Origin of the sequence: Pantoea sp. Lij88 (genome assembly GCF_030062155.1) — a bacterium.
Classification (GTDB): domain Bacteria; phylum Pseudomonadota; class Gammaproteobacteria; order Enterobacterales; family Enterobacteriaceae; genus Pantoea.
The window spans coordinates 444,546-463,686 of record NZ_CP118267.1 but is presented as its reverse complement, the minus strand read 5'-3'; the positions used below and the strand labels follow the sequence as shown (position 1 = coordinate 463,686).

Annotated in this window: 19 protein-coding genes; 10 read left to right on the top strand and 9 right to left on the bottom strand. The window is 56.8% G+C overall.

Features of this window, described 5'->3' with window-relative positions:
* Window positions 1–32 precede the first annotated feature (32 nt).
* Both PU624_RS02445 and PU624_RS02440 read left to right on the top strand, forming a co-directional pair.
* Window positions 33–1,763 (top strand): DUF2534 family protein, encoded by a 1,731-nt coding sequence (locus PU624_RS02445; protein ID WP_283544707.1) that lies wholly within the window; start codon window positions 33–35, stop codon window positions 1,761–1,763.
* A 126-nt stretch (window positions 1,764–1,889) separates the two neighbouring features.
* On the top strand, window positions 1,890–2,567 hold the full coding sequence (locus PU624_RS02440; protein WP_283544706.1) for a pirin family protein: 678 nt from the start codon (window positions 1,890–1,892) through the stop codon (window positions 2,565–2,567).
* 43 nt (window positions 2,568–2,610) lie between these two features.
* Here the strand turns inward: PU624_RS02440 and PU624_RS02435 are convergent, their stop codons facing one another.
* The gene (locus PU624_RS02435; protein WP_283544705.1) at window positions 2,611–2,838 is read right to left on the bottom strand and encodes a hypothetical protein; all 228 of its coding nucleotides are present in this window, start codon (window positions 2,836–2,838) and stop codon (window positions 2,611–2,613) included.
* A gap of 172 nt (window positions 2,839–3,010) precedes the next feature.
* Between PU624_RS02435 and PU624_RS02430 the strand changes: the two genes are divergently transcribed.
* The 6 genes from PU624_RS02430 to crtB all read left to right on the top strand — a co-directional run bounded on the left by PU624_RS02430 (window position 3,011) and on the right by crtB (window position 9,512).
* Window positions 3,011–3,541 carry a YtfJ family protein gene (locus tag PU624_RS02430; RefSeq protein WP_283545155.1) on the top strand — a complete coding sequence of 177 codons (531 nt, stop codon included), beginning with the start codon at window positions 3,011–3,013 and terminating at the stop codon, window positions 3,539–3,541.
* 209 nt (window positions 3,542–3,750) lie between these two features.
* Window positions 3,751–4,659: a polyprenyl synthetase family protein gene (locus PU624_RS02425; RefSeq protein ID WP_283545154.1), complete on the top strand. Its 909-nt coding sequence runs from the start codon at window positions 3,751–3,753 to the stop codon at window positions 4,657–4,659.
* 9 nt (window positions 4,660–4,668) lie between these two features.
* Entirely contained in the window at window positions 4,669–5,964 is a 1,296-nt protein-coding gene (locus PU624_RS02420) for a glycosyltransferase (protein WP_283544704.1), read from the top strand.
* Entirely contained in the window at window positions 5,951–7,111 is a 1,161-nt protein-coding gene (gene crtY, locus PU624_RS02415; protein ID WP_283544703.1) for a lycopene beta-cyclase CrtY, read from the top strand. Before PU624_RS02420 ends, crtY begins: the two co-directional genes overlap by 14 nt.
* Window positions 7,108–8,586 (top strand): phytoene desaturase, encoded by a 1,479-nt coding sequence (locus PU624_RS02410; protein WP_283544702.1) that lies wholly within the window; start codon window positions 7,108–7,110, stop codon window positions 8,584–8,586. Before crtY ends, PU624_RS02410 begins: the two co-directional genes overlap by 4 nt.
* The gene (gene crtB / locus PU624_RS02405; RefSeq protein WP_283544701.1) at window positions 8,583–9,512 is read left to right on the top strand and encodes a 15-cis-phytoene synthase CrtB; all 930 of its coding nucleotides are present in this window, start codon (window positions 8,583–8,585) and stop codon (window positions 9,510–9,512) included. Before PU624_RS02410 ends, crtB begins: the two co-directional genes overlap by 4 nt.
* Here the strand turns inward: crtB and PU624_RS02400 are convergent.
* The 6 genes from PU624_RS02400 to PU624_RS02375 all read right to left on the bottom strand — a co-directional run bounded on the left by PU624_RS02400 (window position 9,451) and on the right by PU624_RS02375 (window position 15,902).
* Window positions 9,451–9,978 (bottom strand): sterol desaturase family protein, encoded by a 528-nt coding sequence (locus PU624_RS02400; protein WP_283544700.1) that lies wholly within the window; start codon window positions 9,976–9,978, stop codon window positions 9,451–9,453. The two genes, crtB and PU624_RS02400, sit on opposite strands and share 62 nt — an antisense overlap.
* Window positions 9,979–10,157: 179 nt before the next feature.
* Window positions 10,158–11,267, bottom strand: a complete 1,110-nt coding sequence (locus PU624_RS02395) for a fimbrial protein (protein ID WP_283544699.1) — start codon at window positions 11,265–11,267, stop codon at window positions 10,158–10,160.
* Window position 11,268: 1 nt separating this feature from the next.
* Window positions 11,269–13,800: a fimbria/pilus outer membrane usher protein gene (locus tag PU624_RS02390; RefSeq protein WP_502921554.1), complete on the bottom strand. Its 2,532-nt coding sequence runs from the start codon at window positions 13,798–13,800 to the stop codon at window positions 11,269–11,271.
* Window positions 13,801–13,858: 58 nt separating this feature from the next.
* The gene (locus PU624_RS02385; protein WP_283544697.1) at window positions 13,859–14,527 is read right to left on the bottom strand and encodes a fimbrial biogenesis chaperone; all 669 of its coding nucleotides are present in this window, start codon (window positions 14,525–14,527) and stop codon (window positions 13,859–13,861) included.
* Window positions 14,528–14,581: 54 nt separating this feature from the next.
* Window positions 14,582–15,172, bottom strand: coding sequence for a fimbrial protein (locus PU624_RS02380; RefSeq protein WP_283544696.1), 591 nt, complete (start codon window positions 15,170–15,172; stop codon window positions 14,582–14,584).
* 460 nt (window positions 15,173–15,632) lie between these two features.
* Window positions 15,633–15,902, bottom strand: a complete 270-nt coding sequence (locus tag PU624_RS02375) for a hypothetical protein (protein ID WP_283544695.1) — start codon at window positions 15,900–15,902, stop codon at window positions 15,633–15,635.
* A gap of 317 nt (window positions 15,903–16,219) precedes the next feature.
* Between PU624_RS02375 and PU624_RS02370 the strand changes: the two genes are divergently transcribed.
* Window positions 16,220–16,762 carry a DsbA family protein gene (locus tag PU624_RS02370; RefSeq protein WP_283544694.1) on the top strand — a complete coding sequence of 181 codons (543 nt, stop codon included), beginning with the start codon at window positions 16,220–16,222 and terminating at the stop codon, window positions 16,760–16,762.
* 222 nt (window positions 16,763–16,984) lie between these two features.
* Window positions 16,985–17,398 (top strand): ASCH domain-containing protein, encoded by a 414-nt coding sequence (locus tag PU624_RS02365; protein WP_283544693.1) that lies wholly within the window; start codon window positions 16,985–16,987, stop codon window positions 17,396–17,398.
* Window positions 17,399–17,407: 9 nt separating this feature from the next.
* Here PU624_RS02365 and PU624_RS02360 read toward each other — a convergent pair whose 3' ends face one another.
* Both PU624_RS02360 and PU624_RS02355 read right to left on the bottom strand, forming a co-directional pair.
* Window positions 17,408–18,376: a HesA/MoeB/ThiF family protein gene (locus tag PU624_RS02360; RefSeq protein ID WP_283544692.1), complete on the bottom strand. Its 969-nt coding sequence runs from the start codon at window positions 18,374–18,376 to the stop codon at window positions 17,408–17,410.
* A 9-nt stretch (window positions 18,377–18,385) separates the two neighbouring features.
* A complete protein-coding gene (locus PU624_RS02355; protein WP_283544691.1) occupies window positions 18,386–19,141 on the bottom strand; it encodes a thiazole synthase in 756 nt (251 codons plus the stop codon).

Genomic DNA, 19,141 nt, shown 5'->3' with positions numbered 1-19,141 from the left:
TCGCCTTTGTCTTTTGAAAAGTGTGGAATGCTATGTCCTCTAATCGGGAAATGTCCCCTGCACCACGCGGCACCCTGTTTAATCTGTTTCGCCGCCTGCATTTTTATATTGGCCTGTTCATTGCGCCGTTTATTTTTGTCGCCGCCCTTACCGGTACGCTCTACGTTCTGACGCCGCAACTGGAACAGGCGATTTATCACGATGCCCTGACCACCGACGCGCAGGGCGTGGCACACCCCCTGTCAGCCCAGATTGCCGCCGCCCGGGCCCGGGCCGGTGAATCCGCACGCATTTACGCCGTGCGTCCTGCGCCGGGTCCGCAGGATACAACCCGGGTACAGTTTGCTGAACCTCAGCTTGGCCCATCTGAGTCGCGCTCCCTGTTTATCGATCCTTACACCCTGCAGGTGAAAGGCGATATGACGGTGTATGGCACCAGCGGCGTGTTGCCGCTGCGGATGTGGCTGGATCAGCTGCATCGCGGCCTGTTGCTGGGCGATTTTGGCCGTAACTACAGTGAGCTGGCGGCGTCGTGGCTGTGGGTCGCCGCGCTGGGTGGGATTGTTTTATGGGCCGGCACCCGCCCGCCACGCACCCGTAAGAAAGTGCGCAGCGGCTTTGCGGCAACGCGTCACTGGCACGTCACGCTGGGTCTGCTGCTGGCTATCGGCCTGGTCTTCTTCTCCGTCACCGGGCTGACCTGGTCACAGTGGGCGGGCAACAAAATTGATAAGATGCGCAACGACTTCGGCTGGACAACGCCGCAGGTCAATACTGCGCTGAACGGTACAATGCCTGCCGAACCTGCCGATCCGCATGCTGACCATCGCGGTGCGATGGAGGGGATGACGATGTCCGGAATGACCATGCCTGCGAAAACCGCCGCGCCGGTGATTCTGAATCAGCCGAATGCCCGCTGGGATCAGGCACTGACGGCGGCACGTCAGGCCGGACTGCACGCCACGAAACTGGAACTGCGCCAGCCTAAAAACGCGCAACAGGCGTGGACGGTTTCGGAGATTGATCGCAGCTGGCCCAGCCAGGTTGATGCGGTTTCGCTCAATCCGGTTAATTTCAGCGTGGTGGATCGCGTTGAGTTTGCCCGCTTCCCGCTGGTGGCGAAACTGACCCGCTGGGGGGTGGATGCGCATATGGGCGTGCTGTTTGGCCTGCCTAACCAGCTGATTCTGGCGCTTTTTGGCTTCGGACTCTGCACGATGATTGTGCTGGGCTATCGCATGTGGTGGATTCGCCGTCCGGCTGTTCCACAGCTCAGCCCATCGCAGACGCTGTTAGCTGCCTGGCTGGCGCTGCCGCGCTATGCGCAGGGCACCAGCCTGATCGTGATGCTGGCGCTGGGCTATGCTCTGCCCGTCATGGGCGTCAGTCTGCTGGTGCTGATACTGCTGGATATTCAGCGCTGGCGTAGCGCGCAGCGGGCGTCCATCGTGCGGGTTGAAATCGCGCCGGATAAGCAGTCACCGCTGGCTATCGTGCAGTCGCGCTTTGCCGGTAAGCGCAAAGAGATGCGTTATTTTCTGCGCAGCGTGACGGTGCTGGCGCTGATTGTCATTTCGGTGATGGCGAATGCGATGATTGGTGGCGTGATTGATCAGTATCAGATTCCCTTCAGCCACTGGTCACTGACGATGTATATCACTCAGGCGATGATGATCCTGCTCTACTCCACGGTCTTTACCGGGCTGTTGTCGATTCCTCTCTGGTATTTCTTCCTGGGTGAGAGCGATGAACAGGGCAAGTAAGCTACCAGCACACCAGACAGCGCTTTAATCAAAATAACTGATGAAGCCGGGCAAATCTCCCGGCTTCTCATTCTCCGCCTGAGGTCTATGATCGTTGTTATCAGTCACTTTATTTAAGAGCTAATCATGAACATTGTGCGAGCGAATCCTGAACAACTGTTTGAATACGGTCCTTTTACCGTCCGTCGTCAGCGGCCCGGTGAGGCGTTAAGCCCGCTGCTAAGCGTTGACCTGATGTCACTAAAACTGGATGCCCGTATCCCGATGCAGCAGCATCAGGATGAAGACGTTTTCACTTACCTGTGGCGCGGGTCGATGCAGCATCAGGACAGCAACGGCGAGCGTACCCAGCTTTCCGCAAAGCGGGTGATGGTGGTGAATGCGGGTGATGGCGTTCAGTACGAAGAGTCAGTGCCGTTGTATGAAGCGGAGCTGTTGCAGGCTGTTATCCGGCCTTCACAGCCGGGCGGTGAGGCAATGACTCAGGTGCTGGAGCGCGATCAGGGCATTATGACCAATGGCTGGACAGAACTGGCCGGGCCGGAAGAGTCTGACGCCCCGCTGGAACTGCGCCAGGACGTGTATATCTTCGACACGCTGCTGGAGCGTAACCATACGCTCGACGTGCCGTCGATGCCGGGTTTTGTTGCTTACCTCACCGTACTTGAAGGGATTATTCGCGTCGGCGATCACCGGCTCGGTCGCGGAGATGCCGTCAGCGGGCTGGATTCCAGCATTGAAATCGTGGGCGATCGGGATGCCAATCTGGTCTGCTTCCTGGTCAAGCCCGATAATGCTGTATAAAAAAGCGCGGGAACATTCCCGCGCTTTATCCTGAGCAACAGGGCTAACCTGCATTACGTTGCTGCATCGCCTGAACCCGTTTATAGGCATGGTCAAACTGACGGACATCGTCGCGCAGCCAGTGGCGCTGTGTCAGCGGTGCATCGTCCAGCGCCTGTGGCAGCGGCACGCCCGCCAGCGATCCCCGGCAGCAAAAGGCGCGTGCGAGTGTTGGCGTGGCGATCCCGATATAGCGGGCAAACTCAGGTAACGTCATCAGTGCTGTAGTCATTTCACACCTCATGTAAACAAATCCTCTCCTGTATTGTCAGTCCAGTTCTTAAATGCTTTTATTGATCTGAAACATAGATGTGGTACTAATCTTCTGCCTGCTGATGAGAAAGCTCGCCTCGCCTGACGCAAACTGAGAAAGAAGTGAGGAACCCGTGCGCCATTATGGATTGATGATTGCCCTGCTGTTTTCCGGTTTTGCTACTGCTCACACGCTGACCACAGGCCAGCCTGTCCCGCCCGTCTATGTTGCCGATAAAGGCGAAATGATCCTCAATCAGGGCGATATAAATTATCAGCGCTGGAACAGTCAGACACTGACCGGAAAAGTGCGACTGGTGATTCATGTAGCGGGCCGGCTTTCTGCTAAAGACCAGAGCGAACCCTTAATCAAGGCCATTCAGCAGGCCAGTCTGCCGCGCGACCGGTTTCAGACCACTACCATCGTCAATACGGACGATGCCCTGCCTGGCAGTGCCATTTTTGTGGTGCGCAGTATCGCCTCCAGTAAAAAAGCGGCACCCTGGCAGCAATTCATTATCGACAGCAGTGGTGTCACGGCTCACAGCTGGCATCTTCAGCCGGAAAGCGCGTCCGTTGTGGTCATTGATCCGGAAGGGATTGTGCGCTTCGCTAAAGATGGCGCATTATCTGACGAGGATGTCGCCGGCGTGATGAAAGCGCTGCGCGCATTACTCGGCTGATTCAGGCAGAATGGCCCGCTGCAAAATGCGGAAGGCTGCTGAATTTGCCGACATTTTTAACACTGTGGACTACGCTTAGTTGTAATGGAACTACCCGCCGTTCTTTGAAAACCTGCCAACTATGCTGTGGCAGTCGGGGACGATTATTGAAGATGGCATCGAATCATTTCGACCTGCTGTGACTTCCTCTGTAGATAAGGACAGCCATGATGACGGTCTGTGCAGAACAACACGTCAGTTTCATATACAGCGATGCAGCCAGGCTGTTAAACGACATTGAGCAACGGCTTGATCAGCTTTTACCGGTTGAAAGTGAACGTGACCTGGTTGGCGCGGCAATGCGCGACGGTGCGCTGGCACCGGGAAAGCGTATTCGTCCGCTGCTCCTGCTGCTGGCGGCGCGCGATCTGGGCTGCAACGCCACCCCTGCCGGGCTGCTTGACCTCGCCTGCGCGGTGGAGATGGTGCATGCCGCCTCCCTGATTCTGGATGACATGCCCTGCATGGATGATGCGCAGCTGCGGCGCGGACGTCCGACCATTCACTGCCAGTATGGCGAACATGTGGCGATACTGGCCGCAGTGGCCCTGCTGAGTAAGGCGTTTGGCGTGGTCGCAATGGCAGAAGGCTTATCAGCCGCCGCCAGAGCAGACGCAGTCGCGGAGCTATCGCACGCTGTCGGCATGCAGGGACTGGTGCAGGGGCAATTCAAAGATCTCTCAGAAGGCGACAAGCCACGCAGCGCCGATGCCATTCTGATGACCAACCACTTTAAAACCAGCACCCTGTTCTGCGCCTCTATGCAGATGGCCTCTATCGTGGCGGAAGCCCCGGGAGAGGCGCGCGAACAGCTGCACCGGTTTTCGCTGAATCTCGGTCAGGCTTTCCAGCTGCTGGACGATCTCACCGACGGCATGGCCGATACCGGCAAAGATGCCCATCAGGATGATGGGAAATCGACGCTGGTCAATCTGCTCGGGCCACAGGCGGTTGAAACACGACTGCGCGATCACCTGCGCTGCGCCAGTGAGCATCTGCTCTCGGCCTGCCAGGACGGTTATGCTACTCATCATTTTGTTCAGGCCTGGTTTGAGAAAAAACTCGCTGCCGTCAGTTAAGGATGCTGCATGAGCCACTTCGCGGTCATTGCACCGCCCTTCTACAGCCATGTGCAGGCGCTTCAGCATCTTAGCCAGGCCTTACTCGCTCGCGGACACCAGATTACGTTTATCCAGCAGACGGATGTCAGCGCGCTTCTCACCGATAAGCGGATCGGCTTTTTCCCGCTGGGCTTAGCCTCCCATCCGGCGGGCAGTCTGGCGCATACCCTGCAGCTGGCCGCGCATCCTCTTGGTCCGTCGATGCTGAAACTGATTAATGAGATGGCCCGCAGCACCGATATGCTCTGTCGTGAACTGCCGGTGGTGCTGAACACTCTGGCGATCGATGGGGTGATCGTCGATCAGATGGAGCCTGCCGGTGCCTTAGCCGCAGAGTCGCTGAACCTGCCTTTTGTTTCGGTCGCCTGCGCGCTGCCGCTTAACCGGGAGGCGGATTTCCCGCTGGCCGTCATGCCGTTTGACTATGGCAACAGCGATCAGGCGCGCGATCGTTATCGTACCAGTGAGAAAATCTATGACTGGCTGATGCGGCGTCACGATCGGGTAATCGCCCGTCACGCCCATGCGATGGGTTTAGCGCCACGCGAAAAGCTGCATCACTGTTTTTCACCGCTGGCACAGATCAGCCAGCTGATCCCAGAGCTGGATTTTCCCCGCCAGGCGCTGCCCGATCATTTCCATTCGGTTGGGCCGCTGCGCGCAGCGGAATCCTCACCCGTTGCGTCATCACCACGCTATTTCCCGCATGGCGACCGGCCGCGCATTTTTGCCTCGCTCGGCACGCTGCAGGGACATCGCTACGGCCTGTTTAAAACCATCGTCCGTGCCTGTCAGGAAATTGACGCGCAGTTATTGCTCGCGCATTGCGGTCGCCTGACACCGTTCCAGGCGGAGAAACTGGCGCAGGCCAGCCATGTTCAGGTGGTCGATTTTGCCGATCAGCCTGCTGCACTGGCGCAGGCCGATCTGGCGATCACCCACGGCGGGATGAATACGGTGCTGGATGCGGTTAACCATCTGACGCCGCTGCTGGCGATCCCGCTGGCCTTTGACCAGCCGGGCGTCGCGACCAGAGTGGTCTGGCACGGAATCGGACGACGCGCGTCACGCTTCACCACCAGCCACGCCATGGCCCGTCAGCTTCAGACCTTACTGGCCGATGAAAGCTATGGTCAGCAGATGAAAACAGTGCGCACCGCCCTTCGTCAGGCGGGCGGCACCACGCTGGCGGCGGACATCGTCGAACAGGCGATGCTGACCCGCAAACCGGTCATCACCAGGAGAGATTATGCCGCAGTATGATCTGATTCTGGTGGGTGCCGGGCTGGCGAACGGGCTGATTGCTCTGCGACTGCGTCAGCAGCGGCCCGCCCTGCGCATTCTGCTGATTGATGCCGAAAGTGAGCCGGGCGCGCATCACACCTGGTCGTTTCATGCGGAAGATCTCACTGAAACGCAGCATCACTGGGTTGCTCCGCTGGTGGTTCACCACTGGCCCGGTTACGAGGTGCGCTTTCCGCAACGAAACCGTTCCCTGCAAAGTGGCTATTTCTGCGTAACCGCAGAACGTTTCGCGCAGGTTATCCGCGACCGGTTTGCACCGGATCTGCTGCTGAACACCAGGGTGGCGAGCATCGCTTCACGCTCAGTCACGCTGGAGGATGGACGGGTACTGGAAACAGACGCGGTCATCGATGGCCGGGGCTATCAGCCCGATGCCGCGCTGCGGATGGGCTTTCAGGCTTTTGTCGGGCAGGAGTGGCAGCTCAGTGCGCCACACGGTCTGACCGCACCGATCATTATGGACGCGACGGTGGATCAGCAGGCAGGCTATCGCTTTGTCTACAGCCTGCCCTTTTCAGCCGATACGCTGCTGATTGAAGATACTCACTATATTGATAACGCCACGCTGGAGGGCGAGTGCGCCCGTCAGAATATCCGTGACTATGCCGCGCAGCAGGGCTGGCAATTAAACCGGCTGCTGCGCGAAGAACAGGGCGCATTGCCGATTACGCTGACTGGCGACATTGCCGCTTTCTGGCAGAAACGCGATTTACCCTGCAGCGGTCTGCGTGCCGGGCTATTCCATCCCACCACCGGTTACTCACTGCCGCTGGCGGTCGCGCTGGCTGATCGGCTGGCGCAGATGCAGACGTTTACCTCTGAGACTCTGCACGCCACCATTGCGCAATTTGCTTCACAGACCTGGCAGCAGCAGCGCTTCTTTCGCATGCTGAACCGGATGCTGTTTCTGGCCGGTCCGGCGGATCAGCGCTGGCAGGTGATGCAACGTTTTTACGGCCTTCCCGAAGGTCTGATCGCCCGTTTTTATGCGGGAAAACTCACTTTGCCTGATCGGCTGCGTATCCTGAGCGGCAAGCCACCGGTTCCCGTACTGGCGGCATTACAGGCTATTATGACCCCTCACCGTCAACAGGCGATGCAATGAATAGAACCACAGTAATTGGCGCAGGCTTTGGTGGTCTGGCTCTGGCCATTCGCCTTCAGGCGTCAGGCATTCCCACCCGTCTGCTGGAGCAGCGTGACAAGCCGGGCGGCCGGGCATATGTCTACGAAGATCAGGGCTACACCTTTGATGCCGGCCCGACGGTAATCACCGATCCCAGCGCCATTGAAGAGCTGTTCACCCTGGCGGGCAAAAAGCTCTCTGACTATGTCGAGCTGATGCCGGTCAAGCCGTTTTATCGCCTCTGCTGGGAGTCCGGCAAGGTGTTCAGTTATGACAACGATCAGCCCGCGCTGGAAGCGCAGATTGCTGCGTTTAATCCGCGTGACGTTGAAGGCTATCGTCGCTTCCTGGATTATTCGCGCGCGGTGTTTGCGGAGGGTTATCTGAAGCTCGGCACCGTGCCGTTTCTGTCGTTCCGCGACATGCTGCGTGCCGCACCGCAACTGGCGAAACTGCAGGCGTGGCGCAGTGTCTACAGCAAAGTGGCCAGCTACATTGAAGATGAGCATCTTCGTCAGGCCTTCTCTTTCCACTCGCTGCTGGTGGGCGGAAACCCGTTTGCCACCTCATCTATCTATACCCTGATTCATGCGCTGGAACGCGAATGGGGTGTCTGGTTCCCCCGCGGTGGCACCGGCGCGCTGGTGCAGGGCATGGTGAAACTGTTCGAGGATCTGGGCGGCGAAGTGGAGCTGAATGCCAGCGTTGCCCGGCTGGAGACGCTGGAAAATAAAATCACCGCCGTGCATCTGGAAGATGGCCGGGTATTCCCGACCCGCGCGGTTGCCTCCAATGCGGATGTGGTTCACACCTATCGCGATCTGCTGAGCCAGCATCCGGCCTCGATGGCACAGGGGAAATCCCTGCAGAACAAGCGCATGAGCAATTCGCTGTTCGTGATCTATTTCGGCCTGAATCACCATCACGATCAGCTGGCGCACCACACGGTCTGCTTCGGTCCGCGCTACCGCGAATTGATTGATGAGATCTTTAACAAAGACGCCCTGGCAGAAGACTTCTCACTCTATCTGCATGCGCCCTGCGTGACCGATCCCTCCCTGGCACCCGAAGGCTGCGGCAGTTATTACGTGCTGGCTCCCGTGCCGCACCTTGGCACTGCCGATATTGACTGGGCCGTTGAGGGTCCGCGCCTGCGCGATCGCATCTTCGACTATCTGGAACAGCACTACATGCCGGGCCTGCGCAGTCAGCTGGTGACGCACCGCATCTTCACGCCGTTTGATTTCCGCGATGAGCTGAACGCATATCAGGGTTCGGCATTCTCGGTGGAGCCGATCCTGACGCAGAGCGCCTGGTTCCGGCCTCACAACCGCGATAAGAATATCAATAACCTGTACCTGGTCGGGGCTGGCACCCATCCGGGTGCGGGTATTCCCGGCGTGATTGGTTCGGCTAAAGCCACCGCAGGATTGATGCTGGAGGATCTGGCTTGAATAGTCCGTCACTGCTCGATCATGCTGTAGAAACTATGGAAGTGGGTTCGAAAAGTTTTGCCACCGCATCGAAGCTTTTTGATGCCAAAACCCGGCGCAGTGTGCTGATGCTCTACTCCTGGTGTCGTCACTGTGACGATGTGATCGACGATCAGGTACTGGGCTTCAGCAACGAGACCCCGTCGCTGCAATCTGCCGAACAGCGCCTGGCGCAGCTGGAGATGAAAACCCGTCAGGCCTATGCCGGTTCGCAGATGCATGAACCCGCCTTTGCGGCCTTTCAGGAGGTGGCAATGGCGCACGACATTCTGCCCGCCTACGCCTTTGATCATCTGGCAGGCTTTGCGATGGATGTGCAGGAGACCCGCTATCAGACGCTGGATGATACGCTGCGCTATTGCTATCACGTAGCGGGCGTGGTGGGTCTGATGATGGCGCAGATTATGGGCGTGCGCGACAACGCCACGCTGGATCGCGCCTGCGATCTCGGCCTGGCGTTTCAGCTGACCAATATTGCGCGTGATATCGTTGAGGATGCTGAAGCGGGGCGGTGTTATCTGCCCGCAGAGTGGCTGGCTGAAGAGGGACTGACGCGGGAGACGCTGGCCGCGCCGCAAAATCGGCAGGCGCTCAGCCGCGTTGCCCGTCGGCTGGTGGAAACGGCAGAGCCTTATTACCATTCGGCATTGGCAGGCCTGCCAGGTTTACCGCTGCGCTCAGCGTGGGCGATTGCGACGGCAAGGCAGGTCTATCGTAAGATTGGAATGAAGGTGGTTCAGGCGGGTTCACAGGCGTGGGATAAACGCCAGTCCACCAGCACGCCTGAGAAACTGGCTATGCTGGTAGCGGCATCAGGTCAGGCGGTTACTTCCCGGATGGCGCGTCATGCTCCACGCCCGGCTTCCCTCTGGCAGCGCCCCGTTTGACACCGTGACGTTCCCGCAGCGTCGCCTGCAGTTTTGACAGCGGCGGCGCATAAAGGAAACCAAACGACACACAATCCTCTTTCCCGCGTACCGCATGATGCATGCGGTGCGCCATGTAGAGTCGGCGCAGATAACCCCGGCGCGGAACATAGCGGAATGGCCAGCGCTGATGGACCAGGCCGTCATGGACAATAAAATAGAGCAGGCCGTAGAGCGTCATCCCTGCGCCGATCCACTGCAATGGCCAGACACCAGTGCTGCCCAGATAAATAAGCAAAATCGACAGGCAGGCGAAGACGACAGCATAGAGGTCGTTAACCTCAAACCAGCCTTTATGCGGTTCATGATGTGACAGATGCCAGCCCCACCCCCAGCCATGCATAATATATTTGTGCGCCAGTGCAGCCGTTATCTCCATACCAATAACGGTGACCAGAACAATCAGGGCATTCCAAATCCACAACATAGTTTCTCCCGAGCATGCATCCTGCAAAGTGGCGCAGAGGGATAATTTTAACAGAGATTAGAAGAAACCGTGGGTCGGGGTTGCCGGGTTTTGACGATTGCTGCAGGAGATGAGGCTGAGCGTGTTTTTATCAGCCTGAGCGTGCATCACCTGGCTTGCCCCGGTGATGCACAGATCCGTTAGTTATAGACCAGATTAAAGGTGACGGTGCTGTCTGCTTTCCCCGCCATCACCTGGCCGTCTGTCTGAATATATTGCGCGTTAAACGCCATCGACGCCGCCTGATTGGGTGTGGAGACGGTGGTCAGCACCGGCAACTGGTCGGTTGAGACATTCAGCGGCACCCGCTGCCCTTCCGGAACCTGCAGGCCGGGCCCATAGGTCAGGGCGATGCCTACGCCGGAAGCAGAATTACTCTGCGGCGTCAGGCTGATGGCATCTTTATCGCTCTGGGTCGCCATACCGAAGAAACCGACTTTCACCGCCGCGCTGTGCTCGCACATCACCTGAATCTGAAAGCCCTTCTGGCTTCCCGCCCGGCTGCCGATGCCGGTAAACTCGGCCTTACTCACTTTACCCATATCGACATTAATGGCGGACTGCGAGGTAACTACAGCACAGCTGCCATACTGCACGGTAAAGCTGGAGAGGAAAATCAGCGGCTTGTCATTGATGGGCTGGCTGCTGGCGGCGCTGTCCCCCACGTTTAAGCTGGCATTGCCAATGTTAGCCTCACCCACGCTGGCCGGCTGATCGCCAGGATTCAGCGGCGATCGCTGACCGGGGATTTTATAGAACACCACGTAGGACTGAAGGGTGATGACATTCGCAGAGTTAAACTGCGGGCTGGTCTGAGCGTTACAGACTGAACTGATTTTGCCCTTGCCGGTGGTATCAGAGAAGGCACCGCCACAATAAGACGGCTCTTTGAAACCGATAGCGAAACCGATGCTGTCGACACCCGGAACACGGTATATCGGCGTATTGTGTCCGCCTGCAATAGTCGTCTGTAACCCGGACTCTTCCGCGTTAATCTGAAATCCCATGTCTTTGTAGTTATAGCCCTGCTCGCCGCTGTTCTTGTTACAGGTAAAGGCATTGGTACTTTGCAGTGGCATCTGCGCCGAAATAGGTGTGCCATCGGCTGCACCCGGCACATAGTTGACGTTATGCACCTGTACCACCACCTGGCTGACACCCTGACAGGACTCCTGCGCCAGTGCGGGCAAAGAGACAAGAGCCGGGAGAACCAGCAGGGTACCTTTCATTAAATGCTGAGCTGATTTCATCTTAAATTCCTGTGGATGACTGGCAAACCGCCGGAACCAGTCTGACCGGATTGGTGCCGCTGGCGGCGGACAGGCGGAATGGCGCTCGACAGCTTTTCTGCACCCCCTCTTCCTGCCACATCACCTCAATGACGCCCTCAGCGGGCACACCGCTCAGATAGAGTTCGCCTTTTTCAGCGACGATGCCGCTGGTGCTGCTATTTTTATCTTCTGCAGCGAGTGCAATTTTCCCCGTCGCGCCAAAAGGCGGGAAGGCGTCCTGCCAGGTCAGCGTGAACAGCACCCGATTCCCCACGTGAGTCGCGTAGTCGGCCATCACAATCGCTCCACGTGTTGGGATAGCCGTTTGTCCATCCAGTTCGACATCAACGTTGTCGGGCAGCGTTTCCGTTTCCAGTTCAATCGCATTTTCATGGTAAGGCGAGAGTGAAGGCACAATGGCATAGCCACGACCATCGGTGACCACATTACTGCTGCTCTGAATCCCCACATCTGCCGTATCCGGCACCCGAACGATGGCGAATGTGTCGCCCAGAGGCTGGCTCAGCGTAATGCCGTTTGCATGCGCGACGATGCCGCCCGACAGACCATAGTTAAACTCGCTGCTGTGCCGATCGTGACTGACTCCGGCACTGACGCTGCCGCGACTGCCGCGATAGTCCAGCGAGCCGTTGCTGTTCACATTCTGTCCCTGGCTGTCGTGGCCCTGCTGCAGGTTGTAATGCAGGTTGTTGTTCTGCAACGCACTGCCCGACAGGCTGACCTGCTGCGAGACATCCCCATCATTGCTGGCATTCATGCTGTAGCTGACGGCGCTGTCTGACAGGAATGCGCTGAGGGGGATGGAGACATTGAACGAGACCGCGCGGTCAGCTTTACGTGCGCGGGTCGAGTCGGTGTAAAACCCGGCCACGCCCCATGAAATGCCTTTGACATTGCTGTAGAAACCGAGATGCAGAGTGCGATCTTCACTATTTGATCGCCAGTAGCGCTGCACATAGGCAGAGGCGCTGAGGCTGCCATAGTCACCGATCCCCTGAGAGATCGAAATCTCCGAGCGGCTGCGTTTGTTAGCCACATAGCCTGCCTGGCGGGTCATCGCATTCGCTTCGCTGAAGGCATAGAAGCCGCTGGAAGAGTAGCGATAGCTTGCCATGCTGAAGGTGGTTTGGGTTGAGGCGAAATTTTTTTGATACTGCGCGCGCACGGACTGACCACGGCTGCTCTGGCCCTGTGGCAAACGGGTTCTGGCCACGGTGACATCGGTCCCCAGCGAGCCAAAATCGCCCAGGCTTTTACCCAGGCCCACCGCCACAGCGTGATAGTTCTGCGCAAGCTGTGCGCCACCAAAGGCGGTAAAGTCATGCGGCAATCCATAAAACAGGGTGGATTGCACAAACTCAGGCGAACGCAGATTATTGCTGCCGGAATAGTGATAACGACCGCCACTGAGGCTGTATTTCAGATGTCCCTGCCGCAGCATATAAGGCACCGCAGAGTAAGGCTGGGTGAAGGTGCGCACCGAGCCATCGCTTTCATTAATGGTGATGTCGAGGTCACCACTCTGCGCCGTGGGATAGAGATCTTTGATTTCGAATGCACCCGGCGCGACCACGGTTTCATAAATCACATAGCCATGCTGACTCACCGTCACACGGGCGTTGCTATGGGCGATGCCGTGGATCACCGGCGCAAAGCCGCGCTGACTTTCGGGCAGCATGGTGTCATCAGACATGATCTGCACACCGCGAAACTGCACGCTGTCAAAAACGTCTCCGGAGGTGTAGGTATCCCCTACCCGAAACTGACTTTTCAGTGTCTTAAGATCGCGCTCCAGATACGTCGTCTGGGATTGCCAGTGGCTGACCAGATCGTAGCGCCAGGTGGCGATGTTACGCAGCCGCCATGCACCAAAATTGGCCCCGCTGCGCAGGCTGAGCAGCGTCGCGTTCCAGCGCTGGCTCTCAGTCCGGCTGCTGCTTCCGGTAAGGTTGTAGTTCACAAAAGCGGCAGAGACGCCCTCATCCCAGCTCGCAGGATCGACATAACCGCGATCTTTCATCTTCAGGGCGATCTGGGGGATTGAGAGGTTCAACTGCTGATGCGCAAAATCAAAGTCGGTCGAGGCATCGGGGATGAAATCACCCAGCTCATCAACCGCCTCATCTTTCTTCAGATGGCTGAACGCAGAGAAACCTTCTACGTTTACCCCCATCCCTGACAGATCTGCCACCGTCAGTTGCGGAACCAGCCCGTTTTTGCCCTGCACAAAAGTGACATCCCGGCTATCGATGACTCTGTTATTGAGCAACAGCGTGACAGGATAAGTGCCGGGTTGCTGGCCGCCCTCACGGGCAAAATAGTGGAGATCGGCGGCGTTATGCTGGTCGGATGAAAACTCCAGCGCCGCCGGATTAAAGTAGTCATCCGCGCGCGCGCCGCGTAGCGGGCAGAACAGAATCAGCATCAGACCCGGAACGCCAGCCAGCCAGGGAGAGGCATAAAACGGTTTCACGCGCCTGGTCTTTCCCATTTGAGCGTGCTGAGTGACTTTCACTTTTGATATCCCGGATTCAAATCAAAATTAATGACTAGCGCGTACGTTGTTCAGTGATGCCGCCATAATCATTAATGGCCGACCAGGTCACTGCGCCAGACTCCGCGACGTTCCACTGGCGATCTTCGCCTGGGCCAATCATGCCAGGATCTTTGATGTCGTGATGACTCACGCTGAGCGAATAAAATGAGACAAAGTAAGGCGTTGGGTTATGCGCGATCAGCTTATTGTCTTCATGGCGGAACGAGAGTTGTTGCCAGGCCTCAGCAGGATCCCCCGCCAGTCCTTCAGGCCGGTAAAAGAGTTTGAATTTTGATTTAATATTGACCTGCAGCTGATTACTTTTATCGCGCGGGGTGGGTGAAATAGATTTCACATTCAGCCAGAATACCGATTCCCGATCTTTCGGCAGCGGTATCCCCAGATAATTAATCCTTAACAGATTCTCTTTTCCTGCATCAAGACGGAACAGCGGTGGCGTGACAATAAAAGGCACGCGACTGTGGTTATCTGCATTAAAATTCTCTAGCCAGGATTCAATCAGATAGGGAATATTTTTATCCTGATTGGTGACTGAAAGGGTCGCCTCCTTTTTTCCTTCTACAAAAATAATACGCGTCCCTCCCATCACAACACCCGCATGAGCAGCCATGCTCAGCATACACGCAGAGAAAAGCGAAATAAGTTTTATTAACTTAAACATTGTCATTTACGCCGTTGATATTTGAAAGGGAAGCAGAGTTGCCCTTGCTTTGAATCAGTTATAAACCATCACAAAGTTAGACACTGAGTTGGCCTTGCCAACACTAATTTCAGCACCGTCACTTTTATAGCTGGCGAAGAAATTCAGGTCGGCTGAACCGCCTTCAGTGGCCGCAACAACGTTGACCGCTTTAGAGATGGCACCAATCGAAACCGGCGTATGACGGTCAGATTCATAGAGCTTAATGCCCACGCCGGTTGCACCGCCGCTGGCGACTTTCAGCAGCGTATTGTCACTGCTATCTTTATCGCCATCGAACAGGACAGCCACGGCCTTAACCGATGTCGGGCAGTCTTTGACAGAAATAGTGAATGGCGTTTCCGTGGTTTCAGTGCGGCTTTCAAAATATGATTTTGCCCACTTACCTAAATCCACCGTCTGATTTTTACTGGCGGTAGAGACGTTGCAGGAAACATCGGTAATTTCACCGGTAAATTTCACTTCGCCACCGGCACCCTGGGTTCCTGCTGACGTACCCGGATTAGGATTAATAGGGGATGGGCCGTCAGTCGCTGCGGCTAATGCTGTTCCGGAAATCATAAGGCCAGCCAGCGCCACTGGCAGAATACGTTTTTTGATATTCATTAAACCTGTCTCTTTTCAACACATGCAAAGTGGCTGGAATTAGCCACCTGATGGATAGATATGCATTCTTATAAATGCGCCAGCATAACAAACCGGGGTTTATTATGTTGGCGCCATACTAAATCCGCATAACTATATAAAAGCTAAACAGGCCCCGTCGTTTTATACCCAAATAAGACACTGCGCGTTTTCCATGTTCTGCATCAGGTTTTGGTAATTTAAGAAAAGGACTAAAAGCCTGTTAGCTTCACGCATGAAGTGATTTATTCACATTGGAATTGATTTATTTTTACTTTACCTGTTTATAGATTCCGGAATGAGAATATATTTTTTCGATGAAGGGAAAATGGTGCAAAAGTCGGGGCTGATAATAGCCCGCAACGTTCATCCGTGATGATCAGACAGCCAGCTGGTGAGATTGTCCGTAAGCGATGACAGGTGGACCGGTCGGCAGCGTAACTTAAAGCAGATCGTGATCCATCGGGGTGCGAAAAGCGTGGCGTGCAGCAACCATTAACTGACTGGCTGTCACGGTGGTGGGTAATCGCATCAGAATTTTGCTCGCCTGCCAGTAACAGAGCACCATAACCTCGTCCTCCTCCTGTTCAGCCAGTTCATGCAGCCGGGCGCGCAGTGACAACACATTAATGGTCTGTTGCTCATCCAGCATGCCAGAGATCGTCTGGTTGATGACGCGATGGAGGGTTTTCCAGGTAAGATCGGTATGCAAAATTAACCTCTTCTAACGCTTATCGGCTCCGGGCAGACAGGCAGCAGGGAAGTAGCAGAAATGGCTTCGTAAAACAGGAGAGCAAACTCTGCTGATAACTATAGCTGCTCTTCAGCGGCGATGCAGGGCCAGCTGTAGAGACTGCCAAAGCCGATAATTCTAACGACTAATGGCCCTGCCTGTCGCCTGTTACGCGCGGCTCAGCGGCTGATTGCTGATTTTTGTAACAATTACGGTTCATTCTTAACTGGCTGAAGTGATGAGGATTTGCCAGGGTAAACATCCTTCCCGTTCCGTTTATCTTTAAGGAGTTATTGATGAGTCAGCAAGCAGATACACTGGTCTGGGGCCACGGCCCTTCGATCTTTGAAGTCTTTCTGGAACCCACCTGCCCTTTTTCGGTACGCACTTTCAATAAATTAGACGCGTTACTGGCGCACGCCGGGGAAGAGAAGATCACAGTGAAAATCCGCCTGCAGTCCCAGCCGTGGCACCTCTATTCCGGGCTGATTGTGCGCTATATCCTTGCCGCTGCCTGTGAAAGTAAAGAGGCGGCAAAGAAAGTGATGCAGGCGGTGGCCGATCATCGTGAAGAGTTTGAGTTCACCGATCACTGTACCGGCCCGAATCGCGATGCCACGCCAAACCAGATTCTGAACCGTCTGAAAGCGTACAGCGGCGTGGATGCCAGCGCCGCGTTCGATCAGCCTGATCTGCAGACCGCCATTAAATGGCACTGTAAATATGCCCGCCAGAACGGTATCCATGTTTCACCGACCTTTATGGTTAACGGTCTGGTGCAGCCGGAGCTCAGCAGCGGTGATGATATTGAGCGCTGGTCCAGCGTTCTGACGGGTTAGTGTTGTGCGCGGCTGCAATGGGCCGCGCCAGACTCTGCCTCACCTTTGCGATCCGTCACACAGGCGAACTCAATATCCTGATAATTAAGCCTGTTTTCCGGGGAGCAGGCCGGGTAAGCTGTACCGCTATCAGCAGCATTTACACCGCTGCTACATCATCTTAATGGCGCCGCTGGCCTGCAGTTATGCCGGCCAGGCGTTTATTTGATTGAGGATTTGCGGATGACGATGACGCTTGAACAGATACAGGACAAATATCCGGGTGCATTCGCAGATGCATTTGGTGACTCCCCGGCATTAGCCAGCGAGCTTGCAACGCTGGTTATTGCCGGAAAGAAGGTGGCTACCTGCGGTTCGTTACGCAGCTGGCAGGAGCAGGAAGTACTGCCGCAGCCGGGCGGTTACAGCATTGTTCTGAATGGTGAAAAAAAGCCCGTTTGCGTAATCCGGACCACCGGGTTATTCCTGACGCGCTTTGACCGCGTGACGCCCGAGATGGCGATGCTGGAGGGAGAAGGCGATCTCAGCCTCGACCACTGGCGGCAGGAACATCAGCGCTACTTCGAACGTGAAGGCTATTTTCACAGCGAAATGGAGCTGATTTTCGAGACGTTCCAGCTGGTCGAAGTGATTTAAACCGGCATCTTACAGCGTGTTTGCCGCCATCAGCGCCAGCCGCGTGATTCCCCGCGCGGTAAGGTTCTCAGCCGCCTGGGCCGCGCGCATACCGCTGGCGCACACCAGCACCACGCGCCGATCGCATGGCGGCTGCCAGGCCGCTATCTGTTGCGGCAGAATCCGTAATACCTGACTGGCCACACTGACCGCTGCCTCCTCCACGCTGCGCAATTCGACTATGCAATCGTCCCCCGTCAGCATTGGCAGATCGATAAACGGCGTGCCTGGCGCGTCCGGTTCGGGCGCGTCGTCGAAGCGAAACTGCCGCACATGCCAGTCCACAAAGTCGCAGTGAATCATGCAGCCGAGCGGCGATGGCGTCAGCTTCAGTAATACGCTCAGCGCCATCTGCGCCTGCATGGCGCCCAGCGTGGCCACCGCAGGTCCCATCACGCCAGCCGTGTTGCAGTTACCCGACGACGCGGGCAGCTGCGGGAACAGCGCGCGATAGCCGGGCGCACCGCCGCAGAATCCACCGACATAGCCTTTGCGCCCCAGCACCGACGCGCAGATCAGCGGCAGGCCGCGCGGATAGCAGGCGTCCGAGAGCTGATAAGTAATGGCGAAATTATCCGCCGCATCCACCACCAGATCGATTCCCTCCAGCGCCTGCGGCAGCTGACTGGCGCTCAGCGAGTGTGCATGCGCCTCGACGTGGCAGTCAGGATTTCGCTGAGCCAGCGCGCGCTGCGCGCAGATTGCCTTGGGCTGACCCACATCATCGACGCCAAACAGCGTCTGCCGGTGAAGGTTATGCAGCTCGACCCGATCGCCATCGTAAAGACGGATGAACCCGACACCCGCCCCTGCCAGTAACGGCAGCAGCGTTGCGCTAAGGCCGCCCGCGCCCACCACCAGCACCCGCGCCCCGATCAGCCGCTGCTGCCCCGCGTCGCCAATCTCCGGCAACATGGTCTGTCGCTGATAACGCTCCATCGCCACTCCTCAGAACTGTGCCAGACCAAAAATGGGCGTTGAGGCAGACGCCATGTCGCGCTGCTCCATCAATCCCGCCTGAAACGCCTCGTGCCCGCCATGGATTGCCGCAGCAAACGCCCCGGCCATCCGCACCGGATCGCGCGCTTTTGCCACCGCCGTGTTTAGCAGCACGCCGTCGAAACCCATCTCCATCGCCTGCGCCGCCTGGGCTGGCGAGCCGATACCGGCATCGACAATCAGCGGCACATCTTTAAACCACGCACGCATCGTGCGCAGCCCTTCGATATTGCGCAGCCCCTGACCGGAACCAATCGGCGCACCCCAGGGCATCAGGACTTCGCAACCCGCTTCCAGCAGTTTCTCGCCGACAATCAGATCTTCGGTGGTGTAAGGAAACACCTGGAAGCCGTCAGCGCAGAGGATCCTCGCGGCTTCAACCAGCGCAAATGGATCCGGCTGCAGCGTGTCGGCATGACCAATCACCTCAAGCTTAATCCACGGCGTGTCGAACAGTTCGCGCGCCATCTGCGCCGTCGTCACCGCCTCCTTTACCGTGTGGCAGCCTGCGGTATTCGGCAGAATGCGTTTGTTAAGCTGTTGCAGCAGCGTGCGAAAAGCACCGCCCTCACTGCCTTCCCGGCGCAGGCTGACGGTAATGATCTCCGCGCCTGATGCGTCGATCGCCTGATGCAGGATGTCCGGTGAGGGATAGCCGGCGGTACCGAGCAGAAAGCGGGATTGCGGCGTAAAGTGATAGAACAT

Bases quoted from the DNA above. Each gene is read 5' to 3' on its own strand.
- PU624_RS02445 (WP_283544707.1), top strand. From the start codon at position 33: ATGTCCTCTAATCGGGAAATGTCCCCTGCACCACGCGGCACCCTGTTT.
- PU624_RS02440 (WP_283544706.1), top strand. From the start codon at position 1,890: ATGAACATTGTGCGAGCGAATCCTGAACAACTGTTTGAATACGGTCCT.
- PU624_RS02435 (WP_283544705.1), bottom strand. From the start codon at position 2,838: ATGACTACAGCACTGATGACGTTACCTGAGTTTGCCCGCTATATCGGG.
- PU624_RS02430 (WP_283545155.1), top strand. From the start codon at position 3,011: ATGATTGCCCTGCTGTTTTCCGGTTTTGCTACTGCTCACACGCTGACC.
- PU624_RS02425 (WP_283545154.1), top strand. From the start codon at position 3,751: ATGACGGTCTGTGCAGAACAACACGTCAGTTTCATATACAGCGATGCA.
- PU624_RS02420 (WP_283544704.1), top strand. From the start codon at position 4,669: ATGAGCCACTTCGCGGTCATTGCACCGCCCTTCTACAGCCATGTGCAG.
- crtY (WP_283544703.1), top strand. From the start codon at position 5,951: ATGCCGCAGTATGATCTGATTCTGGTGGGTGCCGGGCTGGCGAACGGG.
- PU624_RS02410 (WP_283544702.1), top strand. From the start codon at position 7,108: ATGAATAGAACCACAGTAATTGGCGCAGGCTTTGGTGGTCTGGCTCTG.
- PU624_RS02400 (WP_283544700.1), bottom strand. From the start codon at position 9,978: ATGTTGTGGATTTGGAATGCCCTGATTGTTCTGGTCACCGTTATTGGT.
- PU624_RS02395 (WP_283544699.1), bottom strand. From the start codon at position 11,267: ATGAAATCAGCTCAGCATTTAATGAAAGGTACCCTGCTGGTTCTCCCG.
- PU624_RS02390 (WP_502921554.1), bottom strand. From the start codon at position 13,800: ATGGGAAAGACCAGGCGCGTGAAACCGTTTTATGCCTCTCCCTGGCTG.
- PU624_RS02385 (WP_283544697.1), bottom strand. From the start codon at position 14,527: ATGTTTAAGTTAATAAAACTTATTTCGCTTTTCTCTGCGTGTATGCTG.
- PU624_RS02380 (WP_283544696.1), bottom strand. From the start codon at position 15,172: ATGAATATCAAAAAACGTATTCTGCCAGTGGCGCTGGCTGGCCTTATG.
- PU624_RS02370 (WP_283544694.1), top strand. From the start codon at position 16,220: ATGAGTCAGCAAGCAGATACACTGGTCTGGGGCCACGGCCCTTCGATC.
- PU624_RS02365 (WP_283544693.1), top strand. From the start codon at position 16,985: ATGACGATGACGCTTGAACAGATACAGGACAAATATCCGGGTGCATTC.
- PU624_RS02360 (WP_283544692.1), bottom strand. From the start codon at position 18,376: ATGGAGCGTTATCAGCGACAGACCATGTTGCCGGAGATTGGCGACGCG.
- PU624_RS02355 (WP_283544691.1), bottom strand. From the start codon at position 19,141: ATGTTCTATCACTTTACGCCGCAATCCCGCTTTCTGCTCGGTACCGCC.